This window comes from Amycolatopsis sp. CFH S0740, from assembly GCF_004522315.1.
Taxonomy (GTDB): Bacteria; Actinomycetota; Actinomycetes; order Mycobacteriales; family Pseudonocardiaceae; genus Amycolatopsis; species Amycolatopsis nivea.
Genome location: NZ_SDLS01000003.1, coordinates 445,689 through 467,153, shown reverse-complemented (window position 1 = coordinate 467,153; position 21,465 = coordinate 445,689). Strand labels below are relative to the sequence as shown.

General features: G+C 69.7%; 14 protein-coding genes and 1 pseudogene. 5 read left to right on the top strand and 10 right to left on the bottom strand.

What is annotated here, in order from left to right; all coding sequences use genetic code 11:
• Positions 1 to 6 precede the first annotated feature (6 nt).
• From pyrE to EIZ45_RS08410, 4 genes are all read right to left on the bottom strand, one after another.
• Complete coding sequence (gene pyrE, locus EIZ45_RS08425; protein WP_037808870.1) at positions 7 to 570, bottom strand: orotate phosphoribosyltransferase; 564 nt, start codon at positions 568 to 570, stop codon at positions 7 to 9.
• A 40-nt stretch (positions 571 to 610) separates the two neighbouring features.
• Positions 611 to 3,034 carry an ABC transporter permease gene (locus EIZ45_RS08420; protein WP_370318131.1) on the bottom strand — a complete coding sequence of 808 codons (2,424 nt, stop codon included), beginning with the start codon at positions 3,032 to 3,034 and terminating at the stop codon, positions 611 to 613.
• A 14-nt stretch (positions 3,035 to 3,048) separates the two neighbouring features.
• Entirely contained in the window at positions 3,049 to 3,795 is a 747-nt protein-coding gene (locus EIZ45_RS08415; protein ID WP_043831556.1) for an ABC transporter ATP-binding protein, read from the bottom strand.
• Positions 3,796 to 3,872: 77 nt separating this feature from the next.
• Positions 3,873 to 4,640 (bottom strand): SDR family oxidoreductase, encoded by a 768-nt coding sequence (locus EIZ45_RS08410; RefSeq protein WP_134664341.1) that lies wholly within the window; start codon positions 4,638 to 4,640, stop codon positions 3,873 to 3,875.
• Between the two features lie 61 nt (positions 4,641 to 4,701).
• On the opposite strand from EIZ45_RS08410, the gene EIZ45_RS08405 reads away from it, so the two are divergent.
• Both EIZ45_RS08405 and EIZ45_RS08400 read left to right on the top strand, forming a co-directional pair.
• Positions 4,702 to 5,571 (top strand): hypothetical protein, encoded by an 870-nt coding sequence (locus EIZ45_RS08405; protein WP_134664339.1) that lies wholly within the window; start codon positions 4,702 to 4,704, stop codon positions 5,569 to 5,571.
• A gap of 240 nt (positions 5,572 to 5,811) precedes the next feature.
• Positions 5,812 to 9,006: an arabinosyltransferase domain-containing protein gene (locus tag EIZ45_RS08400; RefSeq protein WP_205670008.1), complete on the top strand. Its 3,195-nt coding sequence runs from the start codon at positions 5,812 to 5,814 to the stop codon at positions 9,004 to 9,006.
• 54 nt (positions 9,007 to 9,060) lie between these two features.
• Here the strand turns inward: EIZ45_RS08400 and EIZ45_RS08395 are convergent, their stop codons facing one another.
• A complete protein-coding gene (locus tag EIZ45_RS08395; RefSeq protein ID WP_134664335.1) occupies positions 9,061 to 10,209 on the bottom strand; it encodes a glycoside hydrolase family 105 protein in 1,149 nt (382 codons plus the stop codon).
• Positions 10,210 to 10,490: 281 nt separating this feature from the next.
• On the opposite strand from EIZ45_RS08395, the pseudogene EIZ45_RS08390 reads away from it, so the two are divergent.
• A pseudogene (locus EIZ45_RS08390) lies at positions 10,491 to 11,138 on the top strand (hypothetical protein); the annotation flags it as partial.
• Between the two features lie 693 nt (positions 11,139 to 11,831).
• Here EIZ45_RS08390 and clpB read toward each other — a convergent pair.
• The 4 genes from clpB to EIZ45_RS08370 all read right to left on the bottom strand — a co-directional run bounded on the left by clpB (position 11,832) and on the right by EIZ45_RS08370 (position 18,490).
• A complete protein-coding gene (gene clpB / locus EIZ45_RS08385; protein WP_134664331.1) occupies positions 11,832 to 14,426 on the bottom strand; it encodes an ATP-dependent chaperone ClpB in 2,595 nt (864 codons plus the stop codon).
• A 93-nt stretch (positions 14,427 to 14,519) separates the two neighbouring features.
• A complete protein-coding gene (locus EIZ45_RS08380) occupies positions 14,520 to 15,707 on the bottom strand; it encodes an MFS transporter (protein WP_134664329.1) in 1,188 nt (395 codons plus the stop codon).
• 138 nt (positions 15,708 to 15,845) lie between these two features.
• Positions 15,846 to 17,966: an MFS transporter gene (locus EIZ45_RS08375; protein ID WP_134664421.1), complete on the bottom strand. Its 2,121-nt coding sequence runs from the start codon at positions 17,964 to 17,966 to the stop codon at positions 15,846 to 15,848.
• 38 nt (positions 17,967 to 18,004) lie between these two features.
• Positions 18,005 to 18,490: a MarR family winged helix-turn-helix transcriptional regulator gene (locus EIZ45_RS08370; protein WP_037808892.1), complete on the bottom strand. Its 486-nt coding sequence runs from the start codon at positions 18,488 to 18,490 to the stop codon at positions 18,005 to 18,007.
• A 344-nt stretch (positions 18,491 to 18,834) separates the two neighbouring features.
• Here EIZ45_RS08370 and EIZ45_RS08365 point away from each other — a divergent pair, with 344 nt between their 5' ends.
• On the top strand, positions 18,835 to 20,013 hold the full coding sequence (locus EIZ45_RS08365) for a globin domain-containing protein (RefSeq protein ID WP_199817392.1): 1,179 nt from the start codon (positions 18,835 to 18,837) through the stop codon (positions 20,011 to 20,013).
• A gap of 4 nt (positions 20,014 to 20,017) precedes the next feature.
• Positions 20,018 to 20,710 (top strand): dienelactone hydrolase family protein, encoded by a 693-nt coding sequence (locus EIZ45_RS08360; protein WP_134664327.1) that lies wholly within the window; start codon positions 20,018 to 20,020, stop codon positions 20,708 to 20,710.
• On the opposite strand, the gene EIZ45_RS08355 is transcribed toward EIZ45_RS08360, so the two are convergent.
• The gene (locus tag EIZ45_RS08355) at positions 20,711 to 21,409 is read right to left on the bottom strand and encodes a hypothetical protein (protein WP_134664325.1); all 699 of its coding nucleotides are present in this window, start codon (positions 21,407 to 21,409) and stop codon (positions 20,711 to 20,713) included.
• Between the last annotated feature and the right edge of the window lie 56 nt (positions 21,410 to 21,465).

The following is a 21,465-nucleotide window of genomic DNA, read 5'->3' as shown; positions in this document are numbered from 1 at the left end:
GACTCCTCAGCTGAGCCCGAGGTCGTCCTTGCTCAGCAAGTACCGGTACTCGAGCCCGGCCTTCTCGATGGCTTCGCGCGCGCCGGTGTCGCGGTCGACGACCGTCGCGACGCCGACCACGGTGGCCCCGCCTTCGCGCAGCGCCTCGACCGCGGTGAGCACGCTGCCGCCGGTGGTGGAGGTGTCCTCGACGGCCAGCACCCGCTGCCCGCGCACCTCCACGCCCTCGATCCGGCGCTGCATCCCGTGTTCCTTGATCGCCTTGCGGACGACGAACGCGTCGAGCACCACGCCCTCGGCTGCGGCGGAGTGCAGCATCGCCAGCGCCACCGGGTCCGCGCCGAGGGTGAGCCCGCCGGTCGCGACGTAGTCCCAGTCAGCGGTGAGCTGCCGCAGCAGCTTGCCGATGAGCGGGGCGGCCGCGTGCTGCAGCGTCGCCCGCCGGAGGTCGACGTAGTAATCGGCTTCCTTGCCCGAGGCCAAGGTGACCTTGCCGTGCACGACGGCCAGTTCGCTGACCAGCCTGGCCAGTTCGAGTTTCGCAGTTTGATCCAACCCGGGGTACGCCACGGCCGAGAGTCTTACACACGGCACCGACAACTTCCGCGCGTCACTCCCCGGTCGCGACGGCCGTCACCGGACGCGTCCGCGTCGCCACCCAAGCGGGCAGGACCGCGGCGACCAAGGCGAGCACGATCGCGGTCGCGACGATCACCAGGTAGATGGAGATCGGCCCGTCCGGCAGCACCCGTCCGGTCGCGACGAGGCAGAACGGCACGATCGCGCCCGCCGAGACGACGGTGCCCAGCAGGATGCCGATCGCGGCGATCAGACCGCCTTCGCTCGCGGCCATCCGCAGCACCTGGCCGCGGGTGAAACCGCCGAGGCGCTGCAGCCCGAACTCCCGCCGACGCCGCGAGGTGGCCATGACCAGGGTGTTCACCACGGAGATCACCGTGTAGCCGACGATCATGCCGACCAGCAGGTAGTTCACCCACGCGCCGGTCTCGTCGTTCTTGGCGTTCGCGGCGGCCAGCGTGCTCCGGTCGCCGACGGACACCGGGAGACCGGCGGTCGCGGCGGTCAGGCTGCGCGTCAGCCGGGCCTGGTCGACGCCGGGTTCGGCGCGGACGAGCACCTGCCGGGGGAGACCCGCGGCAGTGTGCGCGGCGAGCAGGTCGGCGGGCAGGAGAAGCTGTTCGGCACCGTCTCGCTGCTGCACGATCGCGACGATGCGAAGGGTCCGGTCGGTCCCGTCGCCGAGACGGAGCGTGACGGAATCGCCGACGGACCGGGAGACTTCGGCGGCGTCGGGCAACGCGATCGTGTCGCCTTTGAGGTCGGCGAGATTGCCTTGCACGACCGTGGCCGCGTTGATCGTCGCGTCGGTGAGGCCGAGCGCCGGGTAGCCCTTCTTGGTCTGGTTCTCGTCGAACGGCGCGGTGATGAACGCGCGACTGCTGACGTACGACGAGACCGCCGCGACGCCGTCCGCGTGCCGGACACGGTCGAGAGCCTCCGGAGAAATTCCAGTGGGGCCCGCGACGACCGCGTCGGCGCGGAGGTCTTCGGCGAAGGCTTGCGCGGAAGCGGCGGTGGTCGTGGTCTGCAGGTAGATGTTGGCGGTCGCGATGCCGACGGCGAGCATGATCGGCGTGACCGCGCCGGCCACCCGGGTGGCCGCGTTGCGCGTGTTGGTGATCGCCAGCCAGCCGGTGACGCCGCTGATCAGCCGCATCGGGCCCTGCAACAGGATCGCGGTCAGCTTCGTGACGCCCGGGCTGATCATCGCGACGCCGATCGCCCACAGCATCACCGCCGGACCCGCCGTGCTCGCCGCGATGGGTCCCGTCATCACTGTGAGCGTGACGATGCCCAGCGCGGTCCCGCCGCCGAAGCACAGCAGCGCGACGATCAGCCGCACCGGAGTCAGCCAGCTGCGCGGCACGGAGGCCTCGGCGAGCGCCTCGGTCGGCCGGATGCGACCGACCCGGAATCCGGCGACCAGCGCGGAAATCCCGACGGCGAGCATCGTCGCGCCCGCCGCGATGATCATCGGGATCCAGCCCTGGTGGAACTGCACCTCGGGCGAAATGAACCCGCCCGAGGTGAACTGTTCGAACAGCCATCGGCCGAACACCGGACCCAGCGCGGCCGCGACTCCGGTCGCGAGCACGCCGATGACCAGCGCTTCGCCGAGAACCATGCGCCGCAACTGCCGCGGCGTCGTGCCGATCGCGCGCAGCAGAGCCAATTCCCGCTGCCGCTGGCGCACCGACAGCATCAACGTGCTGGCGATGACGAACACCGCGACCGAAATCGACAGTCCGCCCGCGACACCGGCCAACGGAATCAGCCGTGCGCCGCTCGTTTGCGCCTCCGGGAATTCAGCGAGGCCGCGCTCATCCCCAGTCAGCACGGACACCCCCGACCCGAGATGCAACGCGGCCGGATTGTCAGTGACGACGCCGAAGTAGTCGACCTTGCCGGGGTGGCCGGAGAGCTGATCGGCCACGTCGTCGGCGAAGAACACGTCGGATCCCTCAACCGTCCGAGCGACGCGGTAGTGATTGATCTTCCCTTGCACCGCAAGGTCAACCGTCGCGCCAGCCGACACCCCGCTGACGGCGGGCAGCACCACTTCACCGTCTCGCGGCGCGGGTCCGGGCAGCCGAGCGGACTCCCAACCGTGCGCGACGAGAGGCTGTTTACCCAGCGATACCGGGAAATTCACCTCACCGACCACAGTGGACACGCCAGGCGTCGCGCGGATCGTCTCCGCCAGCGATCGGTCCAACCGGACCCGCTCGGACAGCGCGACCGACTGCGTCTTGGGCTTGTCGGAATGCTTCTGCAGCTCGAAATCCTTTTGTCCGGCAACAACTGCCGTCGCCCAAGCCAGCCGGTGCGGCGGCGCGGCGGACCGGATCCCGGTCTCCATCAGACCGGCGCAGGCGGACACGATCACCGCGCCGAGGAACGCGGCCACGAACGCGGCGATGAACCCGCCGGTGCGGAAACGCAAGGTGCGCAAGGCAAGACTGAACATCAGAAGCCGCCCACCGGCGTCCGGTCGGCCCAGGCGCCGAGGTGCGTCATGCGTTCGGCGACCGCCGTCGCGGTCGGCCGGTGCAGCTCGCCGGCGACGCGGCCGTCCGCGAGGAAGACGACGCGATCCGCGTAGGAGGCCGCGACCGGGTCGTGTGTCACCATCACGACGGTCAGCCCGCCGCGCACCGATTCCGAGAGCAGGCCGAGGATTTCACTGGCGGTACGGGTGTCCAGCGCGCCGGTCGGCTCGTCGGCGAACAGCACGGCCGGGCGGCTGACCAGCGCGCGAGCGATCGCCACCCGCTGCTGTTGACCACCGGACAACTGACCCGGCAGGTGCTTGCGCCGGTCGCCCAGCCCGACGTGCCCGAGCATCTCGGCGACGCGGCGGCGGTCCGGACGACGACCGGCCAGCCGTAGCGGCAGCACGACGTTCTGCTCGACGGTCAGCGCGGGCAGCAGGTTGAACGCCTGGAAGACGAATCCGACCTTGTCCCGGCGCAGCTTCGTGAGCCGCGTTTCGGAGAGCTTGCCCAGTTCCTGGTCGTCGAGCAGGACCGAACCGCTCGTCGGCCGGTCGAGTCCGGCCGCGCAGTGCAGGAACGTGCTCTTGCCCGAGCCCGACGGGCCCATCACCGCGGTGAACCCCCCGCGCGAGAAGGACAGGCTCACCCCGTCCAGTGCCGTGACCCGGCCGTATTCCTTGCGGACGGATTCAAGCCGCACCGCTTCCCCAGTCGCCATGGGGAAAACGCTATGGCCTGCCGGGGGAAAACACCCTGGGGCGCACACGCCGGGACGGGGTAGGGCTGTCCCTACCGCTAGGTGCGGCGGCGGTTGCCGAACCCGCCGGCGAGCTTGCGCAGCACCGGACGCGGCAGCAGTCCGCCGATCCCGACCAGGGCCTTGTACTGCAGGCTCGGCACCGAGATCACCTTGCCGCGGCGCAGGTCAGCGAGGGCTTCGTCGACGACCTGGGCCACGTCGAGCCAGAACGCCTTCGGCCCCTCCCGCCGCAGCCCGGCGCGCTCGTGGAACTCGGTGTGGGTGAAACCGGGGCACAGCGCCATCATCCGCACGCCCTTCGGCAGCGACATCGCGATGCCCTCGGTGAACGACGTGACCCAGTTCTTGCTGGCGGTATACGTCGAACCGCGACCGGAGAAGAAGCCCGCGACACTGCTGACATTGATGATGTCGCCGCGGCCGCGCTCGACCATGCCCGGCAGCGCCGCCCGGGTCAGCTGCAGCACGGCGGTCACGTTCACGTCGAGCTGACGCTGCAGGTCCTCGGCCGGGATCTCCCAGAACTCGCCGCTCAGCCCGAACCCCGCGTTGTTGACCAGCAGGTCGACCGGCCGGGTTTCGAGCAGCTCAGCGACCCGGCCTCGACCGTCCACTTCGGACAGATCGGCGGACAGCACGGTCACCTCGACGCCGTGCTCCGCGCGCAGCTTCTCGGCCAGCGCGGTCAGCCGCTCCTCGTCCCTGGCGACGAGGACGAGGTCGTGCTTCTCGGCGGCGAGCCGGCGCGCGAATTCCGCGCCGATGCCCGCGGTGGCTCCCGTGATCACAGAACTGGTGGTCATGTGGGTGAAGCTACCCGTTTTTCAGCTGCGTTTGCGCTGGTGGCGCAGTATGGTCCGGCGCATGGGCAAGCACACCAAGCGGACGCCCGGATATCTGCCCCGGATGGCCGCCGGTGCGGCGCCCCTCGCTCTGTTGCTCGCCGGCCCGGCTGCGGCGCTGGCGGACACCCCGCGCGGGGAACTGCCGCTCGACCTGCACCAGCACGGTTCCTCCTCCGACCTCCAGTTCACCCGCGACGAGGCGCTCACAACACGCGATCTGCCCGCGTCCGCCGCGTCGAACCTGCACCAGGCGCTCGCTCCGGACGCCGCCGGCCAGTCCCAGACGCACGACCTGCGTCTCGGCGAGGCAGGCCGCGCGTTCACCGGCAACGACCTCGGTGCGCACCACACGCAGCCGTTCGACGGTGCGCACGTAGCAGGTCTGGACCAGTCCATGCGGCACGGCGTCCGGCTGCCGCAGGGCGTCGAAGCGCTCTCCAGCAGCAAGACCGGCGCCGAATCCGGTCTGGCCGGCCGGTTCTCCGGCGACCTGATGAGCGGCAGCCGCGTCGAACGCACCTCCGCGGACGCCGTCGACCTCGGCCCGGCGGGCTCGGTGGTCGCGAACTCCGACGAAAGCGTGCTCGGCCAGTTCACCGGCAAGCTCGACGTCGCGCGGCTGGAGTCCACCGAGCGGCACAGCGTGTCCGGCGACCTCGGCCCGGTGCACACGCTGGCCGCGACGAGCCAGTCGACCGCCGAGCGCACCGAGCGGTTCCACGGCGAACTGTCGGCCGCGGACATCGCGGCGGCGCGGGCGAGCACCGCTTCTACCGTGGGTGTCCCGGTTACCCGGAGCCAGCACGTGGGCGCCGAGGTGCTCGGAAATCCGGTCATCGACAACGGATGGACAGTTTCCGGGCCGCCGTTCACTTTCTCGCCCGGCTGAGTTCACCGCCAGGCCGGGTCCGCTTTCGGCAACCGAGTCCGGACCGTTTCCGGATCGTGAAACGGCCCTCGGCCGAAGCCGCCGTGAGCTGCGGGACGTCACCCGTTCGCCGTAACGAGGGCCGCGCTTCCTTTACCCACCGTGGCGGTTCGGCGCGCGAATCCGGGCTCGACCAGGTGGCGCCGCCACCTGGAGAGTCCCCAGCGGGAGGCCCGCATCCGCTTGGATAGCCTGCGGGGCGTGGTCGACCTCGAATCCGCTGCCGCCGAATCGGCGTCTCCGACAGCTGCCGGCAAGAGCAAAGCCGGGCGTCGGGCGCGGCTGCTCGCTGCGGTTTTCGGAATCGCCGGCGCGATTCTCGCGATCGCGATCCCGTTCCTGCCCGTCACGCTCGAGCAAACCACCCTCGACTGGCCGACCGCCCAGGGCGGCACCAGGGCGGTGTCCGCCCCGCTGACCGCGCAGGCGCCGATCTCGCTTGACGCGAAGGTCTCGTGCGCGACCGCGCGGGCGCTCGACGCGCGCACCGACGGCAACGCCGTGCTGTTCAGCACCAACCCGCCGAACTCCAGCATCGGCACCGTCACCGGGATGGCCCTGCAGGTCGGCGACGGTCAGCTCACGCTTTCCTCACAGGGCCAGCAGCTCGGCGCGGCCCCGATCGGCGAGGGCGACTGCACGATCACCGTGCATTCCGACCCGAAGCACACGACCGCGTCCGTCGGCGGCGCCCACCTGGCGGACGTCAGCGACGACCACCGGCCGCAGCTCACCGGCTTCTTCTCCGACCTCAACAACCAGGACGACACGCACGGCCTTTCGGTTTCCGCGCAGGTCGACAACCGCTGGGCCAGCACGGCGACCGGCATCAAGCTGGCCGCCATCGTGCTGTCGGTGCTCTGCTTCATCGGCGCGGTGCTCGCGCTGTACCGCCTCGACCGGCTCTCCGGCCGGCGCGCGCCCCGGCTGGCCAAGCGGGGCTGGTGGAAGCTGAAATTCCTCGACATAGCCGTCCTCGGCACGCTCGGCGTCTGGTGGCTGATCGGCGCGATGACCGCCGACGACGGCTACTTCACGACCATGGCGCGCGTCCGCGGCGACGCCGGGTACATCGGCGAGTACTACCGGTGGTTCGCCGCGCCGGACGCGCCGATGGCCTGGTTCGTCGACATCTACGCGGCCATGACCAAGGTCAGTTCGCTGACGCCGTGGATGCGGCTGCCGTCGCTGTTGATGGGCGTCGCCTGCTGGATGTTGATCAGCCGGGGCGTGCTGCCCCGGCTCGGCAGGCAGGTGCGGATCAGCAGCGCAGCCGGCTGGGCGGCGGGCGCGGTCTTCCTCGCGTTCTGGCTGCCCTACGACAACGGCCTGCGCCCGGAAAACCTGGTCGCGCTGCTGTCGCTGATCACCATCTGCGCGGTCGAACGCGCGGTGGCGACCCGGCGGCTCGGCCCGGCGGCGGTCGGGCTGACCGTCGCGGCGTTGTGCGTTTCGGTCAACCCGCACGGGCTGATGGCCGTGCTGCCGTTCGTGGTCGGGCTGAAACCGCTGGCGAAGATCGTGCTCCGGCACGCCCGCCAGTTCGGCTGGGTGCCGGTGCTCGCGCCGGTCGCCGCCGCCGGACTGGTGATCCTCGCGCTCATCTTCTGCGACCAGACGCTGAGCGGCGCGCTCGAATCGGTGCGGCTGCGCTCGTCGCTCGGGCCGACCGGGGCCTGGTACAACGAGCTGGACCGCTACACAATGCTGTTCAGCAACGGCCCGGACGGCTCGATGACGCGCCGGTTCCCGGTGTTGTTGATCTTCCTCTGCCTGGCGACCTGCGCGGTCGTGCTGCTGCGGCGCGGCAACATCCGCGGTGCCGCGCTCGGCCCGAGCCGCAGGCTGCTCGGCATCAGCGCACTGTCCTTTGTGGTCCTCGCGCTCGCCCCGACCAAGCATTCGCACCACTTCGGCATGCTGGTCGCGGTCGGCGGTCCGCTCGCCGCGCTCACCGCGTTGTCGACGAGCACGACCGTGCTGCTGTCGCGCCGCAACCGCGCCGCGTTCTTCGCCGGGCTGATGGTGATCGTCGCGCTCGCTTCGACCGGGCCGAACGCCTGGTGGTACGTCTCGGCGTGGGGCGTGCCGTGGTTCGACCTCCCGCCGCAGGTGTTCGGCATCAAGCTGAGCACGATGGCGCTCGTGGCGGCCGCGGTCGCGCTGGCGATCGCGGCGATCGAACACATGAAGCACAACGAGCACGAACCGTTCGTGCCGCCCGCGCCGGTGCCGCGGTCCGACCTGGAAAACCGCGGCCGGGCGCTGCGGCTCGGGCTCGCACCGCTGTCGACGGTGTGCGCGATTCTCGTGCTGTTCGAGATCGGCAGCATCGCCAAGGGCATCCAGAAGCGCTGGGACACCTACAACATGGGTGCCGACAACATCCGCCAGCTGGCCGGGAAGAGCTGCGGGCTGTCCGACTACATCAAGGTCGAGCGCGATCCGAAGGCCGGCATTCTCGAAGCCGCGCCGCAGCAGCCGCAGAACGCCGCGCCCGGCTGGCAGGTGCCCGCCGGCGCCGACCGCGGGACCACGCCGCAGGAATGGCTGACCAGCACGCAGAAGGGCTTCGTCACCAACGGCGGGCTGCCCACGGACGACAAGTGGAAGCCGCCGCACGGCTTCGGCAAGGACGCCGCGCCGATCTGGGGCAGCTACCACGAGTCCGGCGACGGCGCGGGCGACCTGCGCACCCAGTGGTACTCGATCCCGGAACGCGCGCGCGACGGCTCGGTGCCGATCGTGGTCGCGCTCGCGGGCAAGACCGAGGACCCGAACGGGCTGACCGCCGAATTCGGCAAGAACACCCCCGCCGGGTTCGAGGTGCTCAGCCGCGAGAAGCTCGACGCGAAGAAGAAGGACACCGACTGGCGGGACGCGCGGGTCAGCGTGCCCGACGGCGCCGACCAGGTGCGGATCGTGGCGAAGGGCCGCGGGCTCGGCAGCGAAGGCTGGGTCGCGTTCAGCGCGCCGCGGGCGCCGAAGATCGCGAAGATGACCGACGTGGTCGGGAAGGACCCGGTGTTCCTGGAGTGGGCCGCCGCCGCACAGCACCCGTGCCTGCGCCCGTCCTCGATCCACAACGGGATCGCCGAGATGCCGAAGTACCGGATCAGCGCGGGCGACGACCTGCGCACGGTCGGCCGGTACTGGTCTTCGCCCGCGGGCGGCGGGCCGTTCGTGTGGATGAACGCGAGCGTCCAGATGGAGGCGTTGCCGACGTATCTGGAAGGCGACGTCGACCGTGACTGGGGGACGTTGTACGAGGTGACGCCCGACGTCGCGAACGCGCTCCCGGCTTCGGCAGCGCTGCATCAGCAGTCGGTGACGCATTCCGGACTGTGGTCGCCTGGACCGCTGGCCAAACCCGCCAACCCGACCGGCGAGACGTAAACCGGCTGTGTCGCGAAGGGCCCGTTGAGTCGATCAAGGGGCCCTTCGCGCTTTTCAGCAGCGATACCGGGTGAACTGCTCGTTCATGATCAGAAACGCGCCGAGCCCGTGGAAGTCGTTCGTCAGTCGCTTCCGCGCGAAGTAGAACTTCAGGTCCCCGACGTTCGTCCCTTCGCAGATGTCGGCGATGTTCGTCAGCCCGTCCGACCCGATCGACACCTTCTGCAGCACTCCCGCGTAGCCGCGCTGCGCGACCGAGGCATAAGAAGCGGGCAGATATCCGCGCTCGACGCCCCGGGAGACGGTGAACGCGTACATCGAGGACGCGGACGTCTCCAGCCAGTTCCCGTCGTCCCCGCCGTGGTCGACGACCTGGTACCACCTGCCAGTCCGCGGATCCTGGAACCGGCGGTATCCGTCGGCGAGGAACTGGACGATCCCGACCAGCTCCGGCCTGCGGGGATGGTCGGCGGGCAGCACCTCGAGGATGTCGATCGCCGCCATCCCGAACCAGCCGATCGCGCGGGCCCAGTGGAAGCTGGAGTGCTTGCCGGGCCCGGTCGCCCACGGCTGGGTGCCGCTTTCGTCGTAGGCGTGGTAGATAAGGCCCTTCGCGGGTTCCTTGAGGTGTCCGAAGTAGACGGACAGGTTCTTGGCGGACTCCTCGTAGCAGTACGTCGGGTCGTGGAAAACCTTGCCGTACAAGGCGAGGAACGGTTGCGCCATGTACACCCCGTCGCCCCACAGCTGGTGCTGACGGCTGACCGCGTGCCACATCCCGCCGTCGCTCGTGCGCGGATAGGTCTCGAAGCGTTTGCGCAGCTGATCGGCGGCCTTGCGGTACTTGGCGTTGCCGGTTTCGTTGTACAGCAACGGAAGCATCTGACAGGCGCGCATCGAGTCGAGGCTGCTGAAGCTGTTGGAGATGCCGTCGTCGGTGATGAACCGGTCGTACCAGGCGACGAGGTAGTCGAGGTACTTGCGCTCCTTGGTCCGCCGATAGAAGAGGTACTGGCCGTAGAAGTAGAGGCCGAGCGGATAGCTCCAGCCGCCGATGGACGCCGGGGTGTAGCGCTTCATGGTGGAGTCGATGACGGCGCGGGACCAGTCGCGCGCGCCCGCGGCCGCCGCGACCCCGGGCAGCGCGAGCGAGCCGAGCGCCGCCGCGGTCCCGGTCAGTACCGATCTTCTCGAGAGGGACATGCGGGTGTCCTTCCTGCTGTCGGCGGCGGCGGGAAAGGCTGTCGAACGACCTCTACCCGGCGCGGGAGCGGTCCGGCAAGGTTCCTGTCCGGGATGTCCGGCGCGATCGCTGGATAGGCCCAGCGGGGCGTCCGGTCAGCGGGAACCCGTTCGCAACGGACACCCAAGCCGGGCGATTAGCCGATTTGTCGACGCGACCTGGCGGGTTCCGGCCAAACGGGGCGCGCCGACACGGTGCGGCCGTCCCGGTAGGAGGGCTCGGCAGCGATACCCTGACCGGCGTGGGTATCTCGGCGTGGATCTGGTTCGTCATCGCCGCCGTCGCGCTGGTGGCGGGGCTTGGCCTGCTCTTCGCGGACCGGGCCAGGGAGGGCTCGCGCAACCGTGAGCGGCAGCGCTGGGCCCAGTTGCGCGGCTGGCAGTTCGTGGAAGAGGACGAACGGCTGCCCCGGCAGTGGTCGGGAGGCGCGATCGGCTACTTCGGAGCCGACGCGGCGGTGAACGTCGTCGCGGGCTCCACCTTCACCTCCGACGGCCGCCGTCCGGTGTTCATCTTCGACATCGAGTCCCAAGGCCAGGTGCCCGCGGTGGTCGTGGCCGTGCGCTGCAACAAGACGCACCGGGTGCCGGTCGAGATGTGGCTGTCGAGCGTGCCGTTCCAGCGCGAGAACATGCCGGAGATGCTCGGCCCGATCGGCCAGCGCTACGCCTTCGCGGACGACTCCGAGGGGGCGCGCCAGGTCATCACCCAGGACCTGGTGGACGCGGCCGACCAACTGGGCGGCGACGTCGGCGTGGCGTGGCTGGAGAACGAGTGGGTGCTGGCGAGCGTCGTGCCCGGGGCTGGGCCGTCGCGGCTTGAGCGGCTGCTGCGGGATCTGGGCGAGATCGCGGACATCGTGGACCCGTTCGACGAGGACTACGACTCGAACCGCACGTGGACGCCTTCCGCAGGCACTCCGGCTGGGCCTCCGACCAGCGCTCCTTCTCCGGCGGACACCCAGGCGACGCGGCCGGTCGATACTCGCGCAGTGGAGACGTCGGCGCCGTCGCCGGCGGACACGCGGGCTACGGAGCGGCAGCCGTCTCCGCCCGCGCCGCGGACTCCGCCGCCGGGTGGGGGCGCGACTCCGACGGCTCCTGCGCGTCCGGTGGAACCTGGGCACGGCGAGGACGCCTGAGGGTTTGGTTTCGGAACCGCCCGGCCGCGCTACTGCGGCCGGGCGGTTTCGCGTTCCGGGCTGGCAACTTGTGCCTGCGACAACGGGGTCGTGAGCGGAACCCTCACGGACTCTGATTCCCCATGCCAGGAACTTAAGCGGTGCGGCAGGTGCATTTCGAGGCGTACTTGCCCAGGTCGGCGGCGTGGCCGGGGTGGGATGTCGGGTCAGCGGTTCGTGAGGGCCACCCTGAGGGAATCTGATTCCCTCAGGGTGGCCCTCACGAACCTTCCAAGCGGCGACGCTAACCGGGGGTGATGGATGGCAGGGCGGCCTTGACGAGGTCATAGTTTCGGGCCGCCGGAGTAGCCGCTCTCAATCCGCGTCGCGCTTACCCCAAACGCCGTGAAGGGCTCCTTGAGGGAATCCAATTCCCTCAAGGAGCCCTTCACGGACCAAACGTCAGGCCCGCGACACCGTCAGCGTGTCACCGGTTTCCAGTTCCGGCAGGTCCACCCGCACGGTGTCCCCGTCCCGGACTTCGCCGGCGAGCAGCTGCTTGGCCAGCTGGTCTCCGATCGCCGACTGCACCAGGCGGCGCAGCGGGCGGGCGCCGTAGATCGGGTCGAAGCCGTTCAACGCCAGCCATTCCCGGGCGCCGTCGGTCACCTCGAGGTGCAAACGGCGCTGGGCGAGCCGCTTGGCGAGCCGGGCGACCTGGATGTCCACAATGGACGTCAGCTGCTCGGTGCCGAGCGCGTGGAACACCACGATGTCGTCCAGCCGGTTCAGGAACTCCGGCTTGAACTGCCGCTGCACGACCTCCATCACCGCGTCGCGGCGCTGGCGTTCGTCGAGCGCCGGGTCCGCGATCGCTTGCGAGCCGAGGTTCGACGTCAGGATCAGGATGGTGTTCCGGAAGTCCACCGTCCGGCCTTGGCCGTCGGTGAGCCTGCCGTCGTCGAGGACCTGCAGGAGCACGTCGAACACGTCCGGGTGCGCCTTTTCGACCTCGTCCAGCAGCACCACCGTGTACGGGCGGCGCCGGACGGCTTCGGTGAGCTGGCCGCCCTGGTCGTAGCCGACGTAACCCGGAGGCGCACCCACGAGCCTGGCCACCGAGTGCTTCTCGGAGTACTCGCTCATGTCGATGCGCTGCATCGCGCGCTCGTCGTCGAACAGGAACTCCGCCAGCGCCTTCGCCAGCTCGGTCTTGCCGACACCGGTCGGGCCGAGGAACAGGAACGAGCCGGTCGGCCGGTCTGGGTCCGCCACGCCTGCCCGCGCACGGCGCACGGCGTCCGCGACGACCTGGACCGCCTGGTCCTGGCCGATGACGCGGCGGTTCAGCTCCTCCTCCATCCGGAGCAGCTTGCCCGTCTCGCCTTCCAGCAGCCGTCCGGCGGGAATGCCGGTCCACGCGCTGACCACGTCGGCGACGTCGTCCGCGCCCACCTCTTCCTTCAGCATGACGTTCTGCTTGCTGGCCTCGTTCGCGGCCATCGCGGCCTCGAACTCCTTCTCCAGCACCGGAATCCGGCCGTACCGCAGCTCGGCGGCCTTGCCGAGGTCGCCGTCGCGTTCGGCGCGTTCCGATTCGCCGCGCAGTTGCTCCAGTTGCTCCTTCAGCTCACGGACGGTCTCAATCGAGCCCTTCTCGTTCTGCCAACGGGCGGTCAGCGCGGTGAGTTCCTCGCGCTTCTCGGCCAGTTCGGCGCGCAGCGCGGTGAGCCGTTCCAAGGAGGCAGCGTCGTCCTCTTTGGACAGTGCCATCTCCTCGATCTCCATGCGCCGCACGGCCCGTTCGACCTCGTCGATCTCCACCGGACGCGAGTCGATCTCCATCCGGATCTTCGAAGCGGCCTCGTCGACCAGGTCGATCGCCTTGTCCGGCAGGAACCGCGCGGTGATGTAGCGGTCCGACAGCGTCGCGGCGGCGACCAGCGCGGCGTCCGTGATCCGGACCCCGTGGTGCACCTCGTAGCGCTCCTTCAGCCCGCGCAGGATCGCGATGGTGTCCTCCGGCGACGGCTCGCCGACCAGCACCTGCTGGAAACGGCGCTCCAGCGCCGGGTCCTTTTCGATGTGCTGGCGGTACTCGTCGAGCGTGGTCGCGCCGACCATCCGCAGCTCGCCGCGGGCGAGCATCGGCTTGATCATGTTGCCCGCGTCCATCGCGCCCTCGCCGGTCGCGCCCGCGCCGACGATGGTGTGCAGCTCGTCGATGAACGTGATGACCTCGCCCGCGGAGTCGGTGATCTCCTTGAGGACAGCCTTCAACCGCTCCTCGAACTCGCCGCGGAACTTGGCTCCGGCCACCATCGACCCGAGGTCGAGTGCGACGACTCGCTTGCCGCGCAACGATTCCGGCACGTCGCCCGCGACGATCCGCTGGGCGAGGCCCTCGACGATCGCCGTCTTGCCGACGCCCGGTTCGCCGATCAGCACCGGGTTGTTCTTGGTGCGCCGGGAAAGCACCTGCACGACGCGGCGGATCTCGGTGTCGCGGCCGATGACCGGGTCGAGTTCCCCGGAACGGGCCCGCTCGGTCAGGTCGACGCCGTACTTCTCCAGCGCCTTGAACGTGCTTTCGGGATCCGCGCTGGTGATCCGGGCCGACCCGCGCACCTTCGCGAACGCCTCGCGCAGCGCGTCCGGCGTGGCGCCGTGCCGCTTGAGCAGATCCGCGACCTGGGCTCCTTCGGTGGCGAGGCCGACGAGCAGGTGCTCGGTCGACACGTACTCGTCACCGAGTTCGGTGGCGAGCTTCTGCGCCTGCGAGAGCGACTTGACCGCGGGCGCGTCGAACTGCGGCGTCGACACGGTCGCGCCGGTCGCCGACGGCAGTCCGTTGATGATCGGCTCGAGCTCCTTGTGCACCGTCTCCGGGTCCGCCCCGACCGCGGTCAGCAGCGGTGCGGTGGTCCCGTCACCCTGCGCCAGCAGGGCGCCCAGCAAATGGGCGGCCGACACGTGCGGGTTGCCGGCCACGGTGGCCGCCTGCGCCGCGGACGAGATCGCCTGCTGGGTCTTCGTGGTCGGGTTGAAAGCGTCCATCCCTCACCTCATGCGTTTGTGGAAATACCTGGTGACAGGCCCGACCAAGGCCCGTCGACAGGTATAACGTCAGCAAAGTTGAGTCTGTTCCGCTCAACTCTGAATTGGTGCCACCGCGGCCGCGGGCAGCCTCGGTCCCAGCCTGCCGAGCCCGAGCGCGGCAAGGCAAGCGCAACCCCCGACCAGCACCCAGGGTAACCAAGCCGCCACGGAAAACAACGACACGATCGCTGGAGCGAGCACCTGAGCCACAGTGAACGCGTATTGGAACGCGGCGAGGTAACGACCCTTCGCTTCGGGCGGCGCGGCGGCCTCGGCGAGCGCACCGGAACGCGGCCCGAACACCAGGTCGCCGGCGGCGAACACGAGCGTGGCGGCCAACAGGTACGGCACCTGCCAGCTTCGCGGAACCAGCAGCACGCCGACGCTCGTCAGGCACCACGCGGCGAACAGCGCTGACCCGGCGCGCATCGCGCTGATCCGGCTGAGGCCCCGGGTGAGCCGCAGCGCGACCGTGCCGCCGGCGCTGGTCAGCACGGTCAGCAGGAACAGGATCGCGCCGGGCAGCCAGGTGGGCGCGTGCAATCGGTCGAGCACGAACACCGGGGTGCCGATGAGGAAGAAGTCGAGCGACAGCCCGAACAGCCCGCTCAGCAGGATCAGAGTCAGGTACGGGCGGTTGCGCCACACCCCGCTGCGCACGCGCGCCGCGGGCGCGAACCGGCGGCCGGGCGGGATGAACACCGCGACGAGGCCCGCGGCCGCGAGGAAAGTCAGCACGTCCACGAAGAGCGCGATGGTGTAACCGCTGTCGCCGAACCAGGTGAGCAGCGCCGACGACATCAGCCCGCCGAGCCCGAACCCGCCCGCGCGCACCATTCCGACCTCGGCGAACGGCCGGTCCTTCGGCACGTCCCCGGCGACCGCGGCGACGAGCGCGAACAGGCAGCTGAAGAACAATTGTTGCCCGGCACCAAGAAGGATGGCGGCGACCACAACTCCGCCGATGTCGTGCGCGAACAAATACGCGCTGATTCCGGCGGCCTGCAACAGTTGCGAGGCAAGAACTCCGGCTCTCGGCCCAGCGCGATCCACCAGCCGCCCGGCCAGCGGCGGCATGAGAAGCCCTGCCGTGGTGCCCAAAGTGACCGCGGTGCCCGCTTCGACGAGCGGGATTCCGATCACCCGCGTCACGTAAAGCAGTGCGAGCGGAAGGAAAAGTCCGGAACCGAAGTTGTCGATCCCCATTGCCAGCAACATCGCGACCCTGCTTCGCGTCACATATTCGACGCTACCTCCGGGAGAGGGGGACGAGGCAGGGCCGGGAGGGCGCATCGCTTGGCGGCAAATGCCACTCCCAGTAGAAAGCTCGTGAGTGTCTACCGCGGCGAGAACCGCGACAAACACTCACGAGCCCCTTTAGTCGACGCTGAGTGTTCCTTGGTGCCTAACGAACTCTCGTTCAAGAGCCTCGCTCAGTTCGACGTCGTGCTGTGCCGCCGCACCGTCGCCGACCGTCATCGTCTCGGCGTGCGGCGTGTATCCGTGTGCGGACACAGTGAGCGTGTAGGCGCCCGGTTCGATTCCCGTGAAGCGGTACGCGCCATCGCCGCCCGCGATGTGCGTTGCGGTGACAATGCCCAGGCGGTCCGTAAGAGTCAGCACCGCGCCTGCGACCGCGGCGTGGCGACCGGCTGCGCGTACGCGACCTGAGATGGCGCCCTGGCTGTCCAACAGCAAGTCGTGCCAACGCGCGTTGCCGTTAAGCCGCACGGTCGACACCGCGGGCCGCGTCGAACCAGCTGTCGCCAGAAGGACGTGCTCGCCCACAGTGTCCGCCGACAACTCGTACGCGCCCGTACGTCCCGTACGCCCAACGTCGACCTGACGCCCGGTCATGTCGGTGAGCGTGAGCACGACACCCGACACTGGACGACCGCCCGCGTCGAGAACCCGGCCGCGCAGCACGGAGGTCATCTCGACCGGAGCTTCGACCACCGAGACGGCCTCGACCGAAACCGCCGCCGGAGCCGGTGCCGGCGCGTCCGCGTCGAGCGTCCGGCGCAGCGGCACCTCCTTGATGAACAGCACCGCGAGGAAGGTGACCACGGCGATGCAGCCCGCGACGAAGAACACCGTGCCGGTCGCGTCGCCGAAGGCACCGCGCACCACCGGCTGCAGCGCCGGCGGGAGCGACGAGATGGCGAACGTGCCGCCACCGCCGGAAACTGCTCCGCCCGAGTGAATACCCATCTGCGACAGGGAGTTCGCGATGTTCGTGGCCACCCGGGCGGCGAGCACCGCACCGAGCGCGGACACGCCCGCCGCGCCGCCGAGCGACCGGAAGAACGTGACGACCGAGGACGACGACCCGATGTCCTTCATCGCGACCGTGTTTTGGACTACCAAAACCAGGTTCTGCATCAGGAAGCCCAGTCCGAGGCCGACCAGCGCGAGGTAGACGCCCATCAGCGTCAGGTTCGTCGCGTGGTCCACCGTCGAGAGCAGGAACAGCCCGGCCAGCAGCGAAACCCCGCCCGCGACCATGAACGGCTTGGTGCGCCCGGTGCGGGAAATGACCTGCCCCGCACCGGTGGAGGCGACGGCAAGCCCCAGCACCATCGGCAGCGTCATCAGGCCGGCGTGCGTCGGCGAGAAACCGCGCGCGATTTGGTAGTACTGGCCGAGGAACACCGAACCGCCGAACATCGCGGTGCCGACCGCCAGCGAGGCGAGCACGGACAGCGTGAAGGTGCGGTTGCGGAAGAGCCGCAGCGGAACCACCGGCTCCGCGACCCGGGATTCGACGAGAACCGCCAGCGCCAGCGCGACGATCGCACCGCCGACGTACGCGGCGCTCGACCACGAAACCCAGCCGAAGCTGCCGCCCGCCAGCGAAACCCAGATCAGCAGCAGCGCGACGCCGCCGACCAGCAGGGTCGCGCCCAGCCAGTCGATCCGCACCTTGCGCTTGAGCACCGGCAGCTTCAGCGTCCGGCCGAGCACGATGAACGCGACGACGGCCAGCGGCACGCACACCCAGAAGCACCAGCGCCAGCCGAGCGGCGAGTCCACGATCAGCCCGCCGATCAACGGGCCGGACACGGTCGCGACGGCGAACACCGCGCCGGTGTAACCGGTGTAGCGGCCGCGGTCGCGCGGCGCGATCATCGCCGCGATGACGACCTGGATCAGCGCCTGCAGCCCGCCGAGCCCGATGCCCTGCAGGGCGCGGTAGGCGATGAGTTCGGGCATCGACTGCGCGATGCCGCCCAGTGCCGATCCGACGGTGAAAACGACGATCGCGATTTGGTACAGCAGTTTCTTGCTGAACAGGTCGGAGAGTTTGCCCCAGATCGGGGTGGTCGCGGTCGACGTCAACAGCGTCGCGGTGACGACCCAGGTGTACTCGCTCTGCGAACCGTGCAGGTCGGCGAGGATCGTCGGCAGCGCGTTGGACACGATGGTCGACGACAGCAACGCCACGAGCAGGGCCAGCAAAAGGCCGGTGAAGGCCTTGAGAATTTCCCGGTGCGTCATCGGCTGCCCGGATGCGGTGGTTTCCACTTTTCGCTACTTCACTTTCCCGACTGCGGCGCGCCGGCGCAGTACCCGGACGGGCCGAGCGTCGCGCGCAGACCTTCGTTCAATTCGGCGAGCTGCGACGTGAGGCCGGAGATCCGGTCCTCGTCCCAGCCGCCCAGTGCCGTCTCGAAGAACTCGAGGTACTGCTTGCGCCAGAGTTCGAGCCGGGCGAGACCGGCCTCGGACACGCTGATCAGCGACGCGCGCCCGTCCTCGGGGGCGGGGCGGCGCTCGATCAGCCCGGCGGCTTGCAACTGGGCGATCTGCCTGCTGATCACCGACAGGTCGACGAGCCTGCGCTTCGCGACCTCGGACGGACGGGCCTCGCCGTGCTTGGCGAGGTCGGACAGCAGCATCGCCGAGGCCGGGTGCAGCCCTGGCTCGTTCTGCCACGCCTGCATGATCCACAGGTGCTGGAGCTGGGCGGACGCCTTCAGCTCCCGCAGCAGTTCGAGCCGCACGTCGTCAGCTGGGCTCATCGTTCCTCCCGGGCCTGTGCCCACTTGCTTGTATTCTACAAGTTTAGCTGCCGAAGGTTGCGTAGGACAACTATCTAATCGGTGAGCTGCCCCACGTCCTGACTGGCCGGTAACCCGACCGGAGCAACGATGCGGGCTTTCCGCCTCAGTGCGGCTACTCTGCGGACCAGACGCCCCGCGATGCCGACGCGGCGAGCACGTCGTGGACAACGAGGAGCAGGAGTGGCGAATTCCCCCGCGCGGCGGCGCGAGCCGAATCCGACAACCTCGGCCGCCCTGCTCTCGTGACCCTTCCCTCCCAACCCCCCGGCCTCCGGTCCCGACCCATGAACGACGACAGCCCGATGACAGCCGATTCGATCAGCCCGCTCCCGCGGACCTCAGCCGCGCCCCGGCAGGCGCCCGCCGCCGTCGTCGCGATGGTGCAGCTCATCCGCGACACCTGGGCCAAATCGGAGCCGTACGCGCCGGAGATCTCGCAGTTCTTCTACGGGATGCTGTTCACCCTCGCGCCCGCCACGCGCGATTTCTTCCCGATCAACATGGAAGTGCAGGGCGGGCGCATCATCCGCGCGCTGGCCCGCGTCGTGCAGATGGTGGACCGGCCGGACGACCTGCTGCCGTTCCTGCGCCAGCTCGGCCGCGACCACCGCAAGTTCGGCGTCGCCCCCAAGCATTACGAGGCCGTCGGGACCGCGCTGCTGGCCGCGTTGAAAAACCACCTCGGCCCGGACTGGACGCCGGAGGTCGAGCGCGCGTGGGCGGAGGCGTTCACCATCGTCGCGCGCGCGATGCAGGAGGCCGCGGCGGCGGACGAGAACCCGGCGTCGTGGTCGGCGACCGTGGTCGAGCACCGGCGGCTCACCTGGGATCTCGCGCTGGTGCGGGTGATCCCGGACCAGCCGGTGCCGTATTCGCCCGGCCAGTACATGAGCGTCGAGGTGCCGCAGCGGCCGCGGTTGTGGCGGTATCTGTCGCCGGCGAACGCGCCGCGCGAGGACGGCGGCATCGAATTCCACGTGCGCGCGGTCGACGGCGGCTGGGTGTCGCGGGCGATCGTGAGCCACACGCAGGCGGGCGACGTCTGGCGGCTCGGTCCGCCGCTGGGCCGGATGACCGTCAACCGCGAACAGTCGCGCGGGGTGCTGATGGTCGCGGGCGGCACCGGGGTCGCGCCGCTGCGCGCGATCCTCGACCACCTCGCGCTGTGGGGCGAGAACCCGAAGACCCGGCTGTTCTACGGCGGCCCGACCCGCGAAGACCTCTACGACCTGGAAGAACTGCGTGCGCTCGCCGCGACCAACCCGTGGCTCACCATCACCCCGGTCGTCGAACGCGGCGACCATCTGCCCGGGTGCGAACACGGCACGCTCGCCGAGGCGGTCACGCGGTACGGCGCGTGGCCGGACCACGACATCCTGGTGTCCGGTTCGCCGGCGATGATCCGCGCGACGGTGTCGCGGATGCTGGTCGCGGGCAGCGCGCTGGACCAGATCCAATACGACCCGTTCACGGCGGACTGAGGCGATGGACATCCGGATTCCGGTGGCGGACGGGGAAATCGACGGTTATCTGGCGGTGCCGTCCGGCGACGGCCCGTTCCCGGCGGTCGTGCTGATCCACGACATTTTCGGGCTCAACCAGGACGCGCGCGAGATCACCGACCGGTACGCCGCCGCGGGATATCTCGCGCTGAGCCCCGATCTGTACTCGCGCGGCGGCATGATCCGGTGCGTCAAGCGGACGTTCCAGGAGATGCTCGCCCGCGAGGGCCGGGCGTTCGCGGACATCGAGGCGGCGCGGGCGCTCGTCGCCGGACGGGACGACGCGACCGGCAAGGTCGGCGTCGTCGGGTTCTGCATGGGCGGCGGGTTCGCGTTGGTGGCTGCCTCGCGGGATTTCAACGCTTCCGCCCCGTACTACGGGGCGCTGCCGAAGGATCTGTCCATTTTGGACGGCGCCTGTCCGATCGTCGGCAGCTTCGGCGGCAAGGACCTCTCACTGCGCGGTGCCGCGGCCAAGCTCGACGCCGCGCTCACCGAACGCGGAATCCCGCACGACGTCAAGGAATACCCGGACGCCGGGCACGGTTTCGCGAACCACTACCGGCCCGCACCGCTGGCCGCGGTCGCCCGGGTCGCCGGAATGGGCTACCACGAGCCCTCGGATTCCGACGCCTGGCGACGCGTGATGGCGTTCTTCGGCGAGCACCTGAAGTAGTCAGCCCAGCGTGCTCACGTAGCCGAGCGCGCCGACCGCGACCGCGCCGAGGCAGGCGAGGCCGAACGTGCGTCGGTCCGGGCGTTCGGCTTGTTTCAGCAGTTGGACGCCGGGAGGCACCAGCGCAACGCACAGCCCGGCCGCGGCGACGATCGACCACGGCGTCGTTCCTTTGAGGACACCGAGCGGCATGAGCATCGCCGCGGCGAGTGCTACTGCGCGCACCCGCCCGAGCACTCCGGCGCGATAGGCGGCGAAAGCCAGCAGCGGCCAGCCGAACATGATCGTGAACGACAAGAAGCTGAACAGGTGCAGGTCGCCGTAGGCGTCCGCGACGAACGCGGTCGCGTAATCCGCTCCGCGGTGCCGCGCGAGATCCGTTGCGGCCTGGTCGAATCCGCCATGGAAGACCCGCTCCGCCAGACCGATCAGCACCAGAGCACCGGACCACGCCGCCCAGCGCGGCTTCCGCATCGCGATCTGCCGGACCACTGTGGACACTGCGAAGAGCAGAACCACCTGACCGGCCACGAAACAGGTCGCAGCCGCGGTCATCTGGGCTGGATGCTGCACCGAAGCGGCTAGCTGGTGCGGGAAGAAGAACGGATACGGCAGGCGCAGCAGCACGCCGGCGAGCACGAGCACCGGGCCGAGGACGAGCGCCGCTCCGCCGAGGCGAGGGCCGGGAAAGGTCGACATGCCGCTCACCGTGCCCGGCCGGGCGCCCCGCGCACATCGGTCCGGGGCGGACAGTT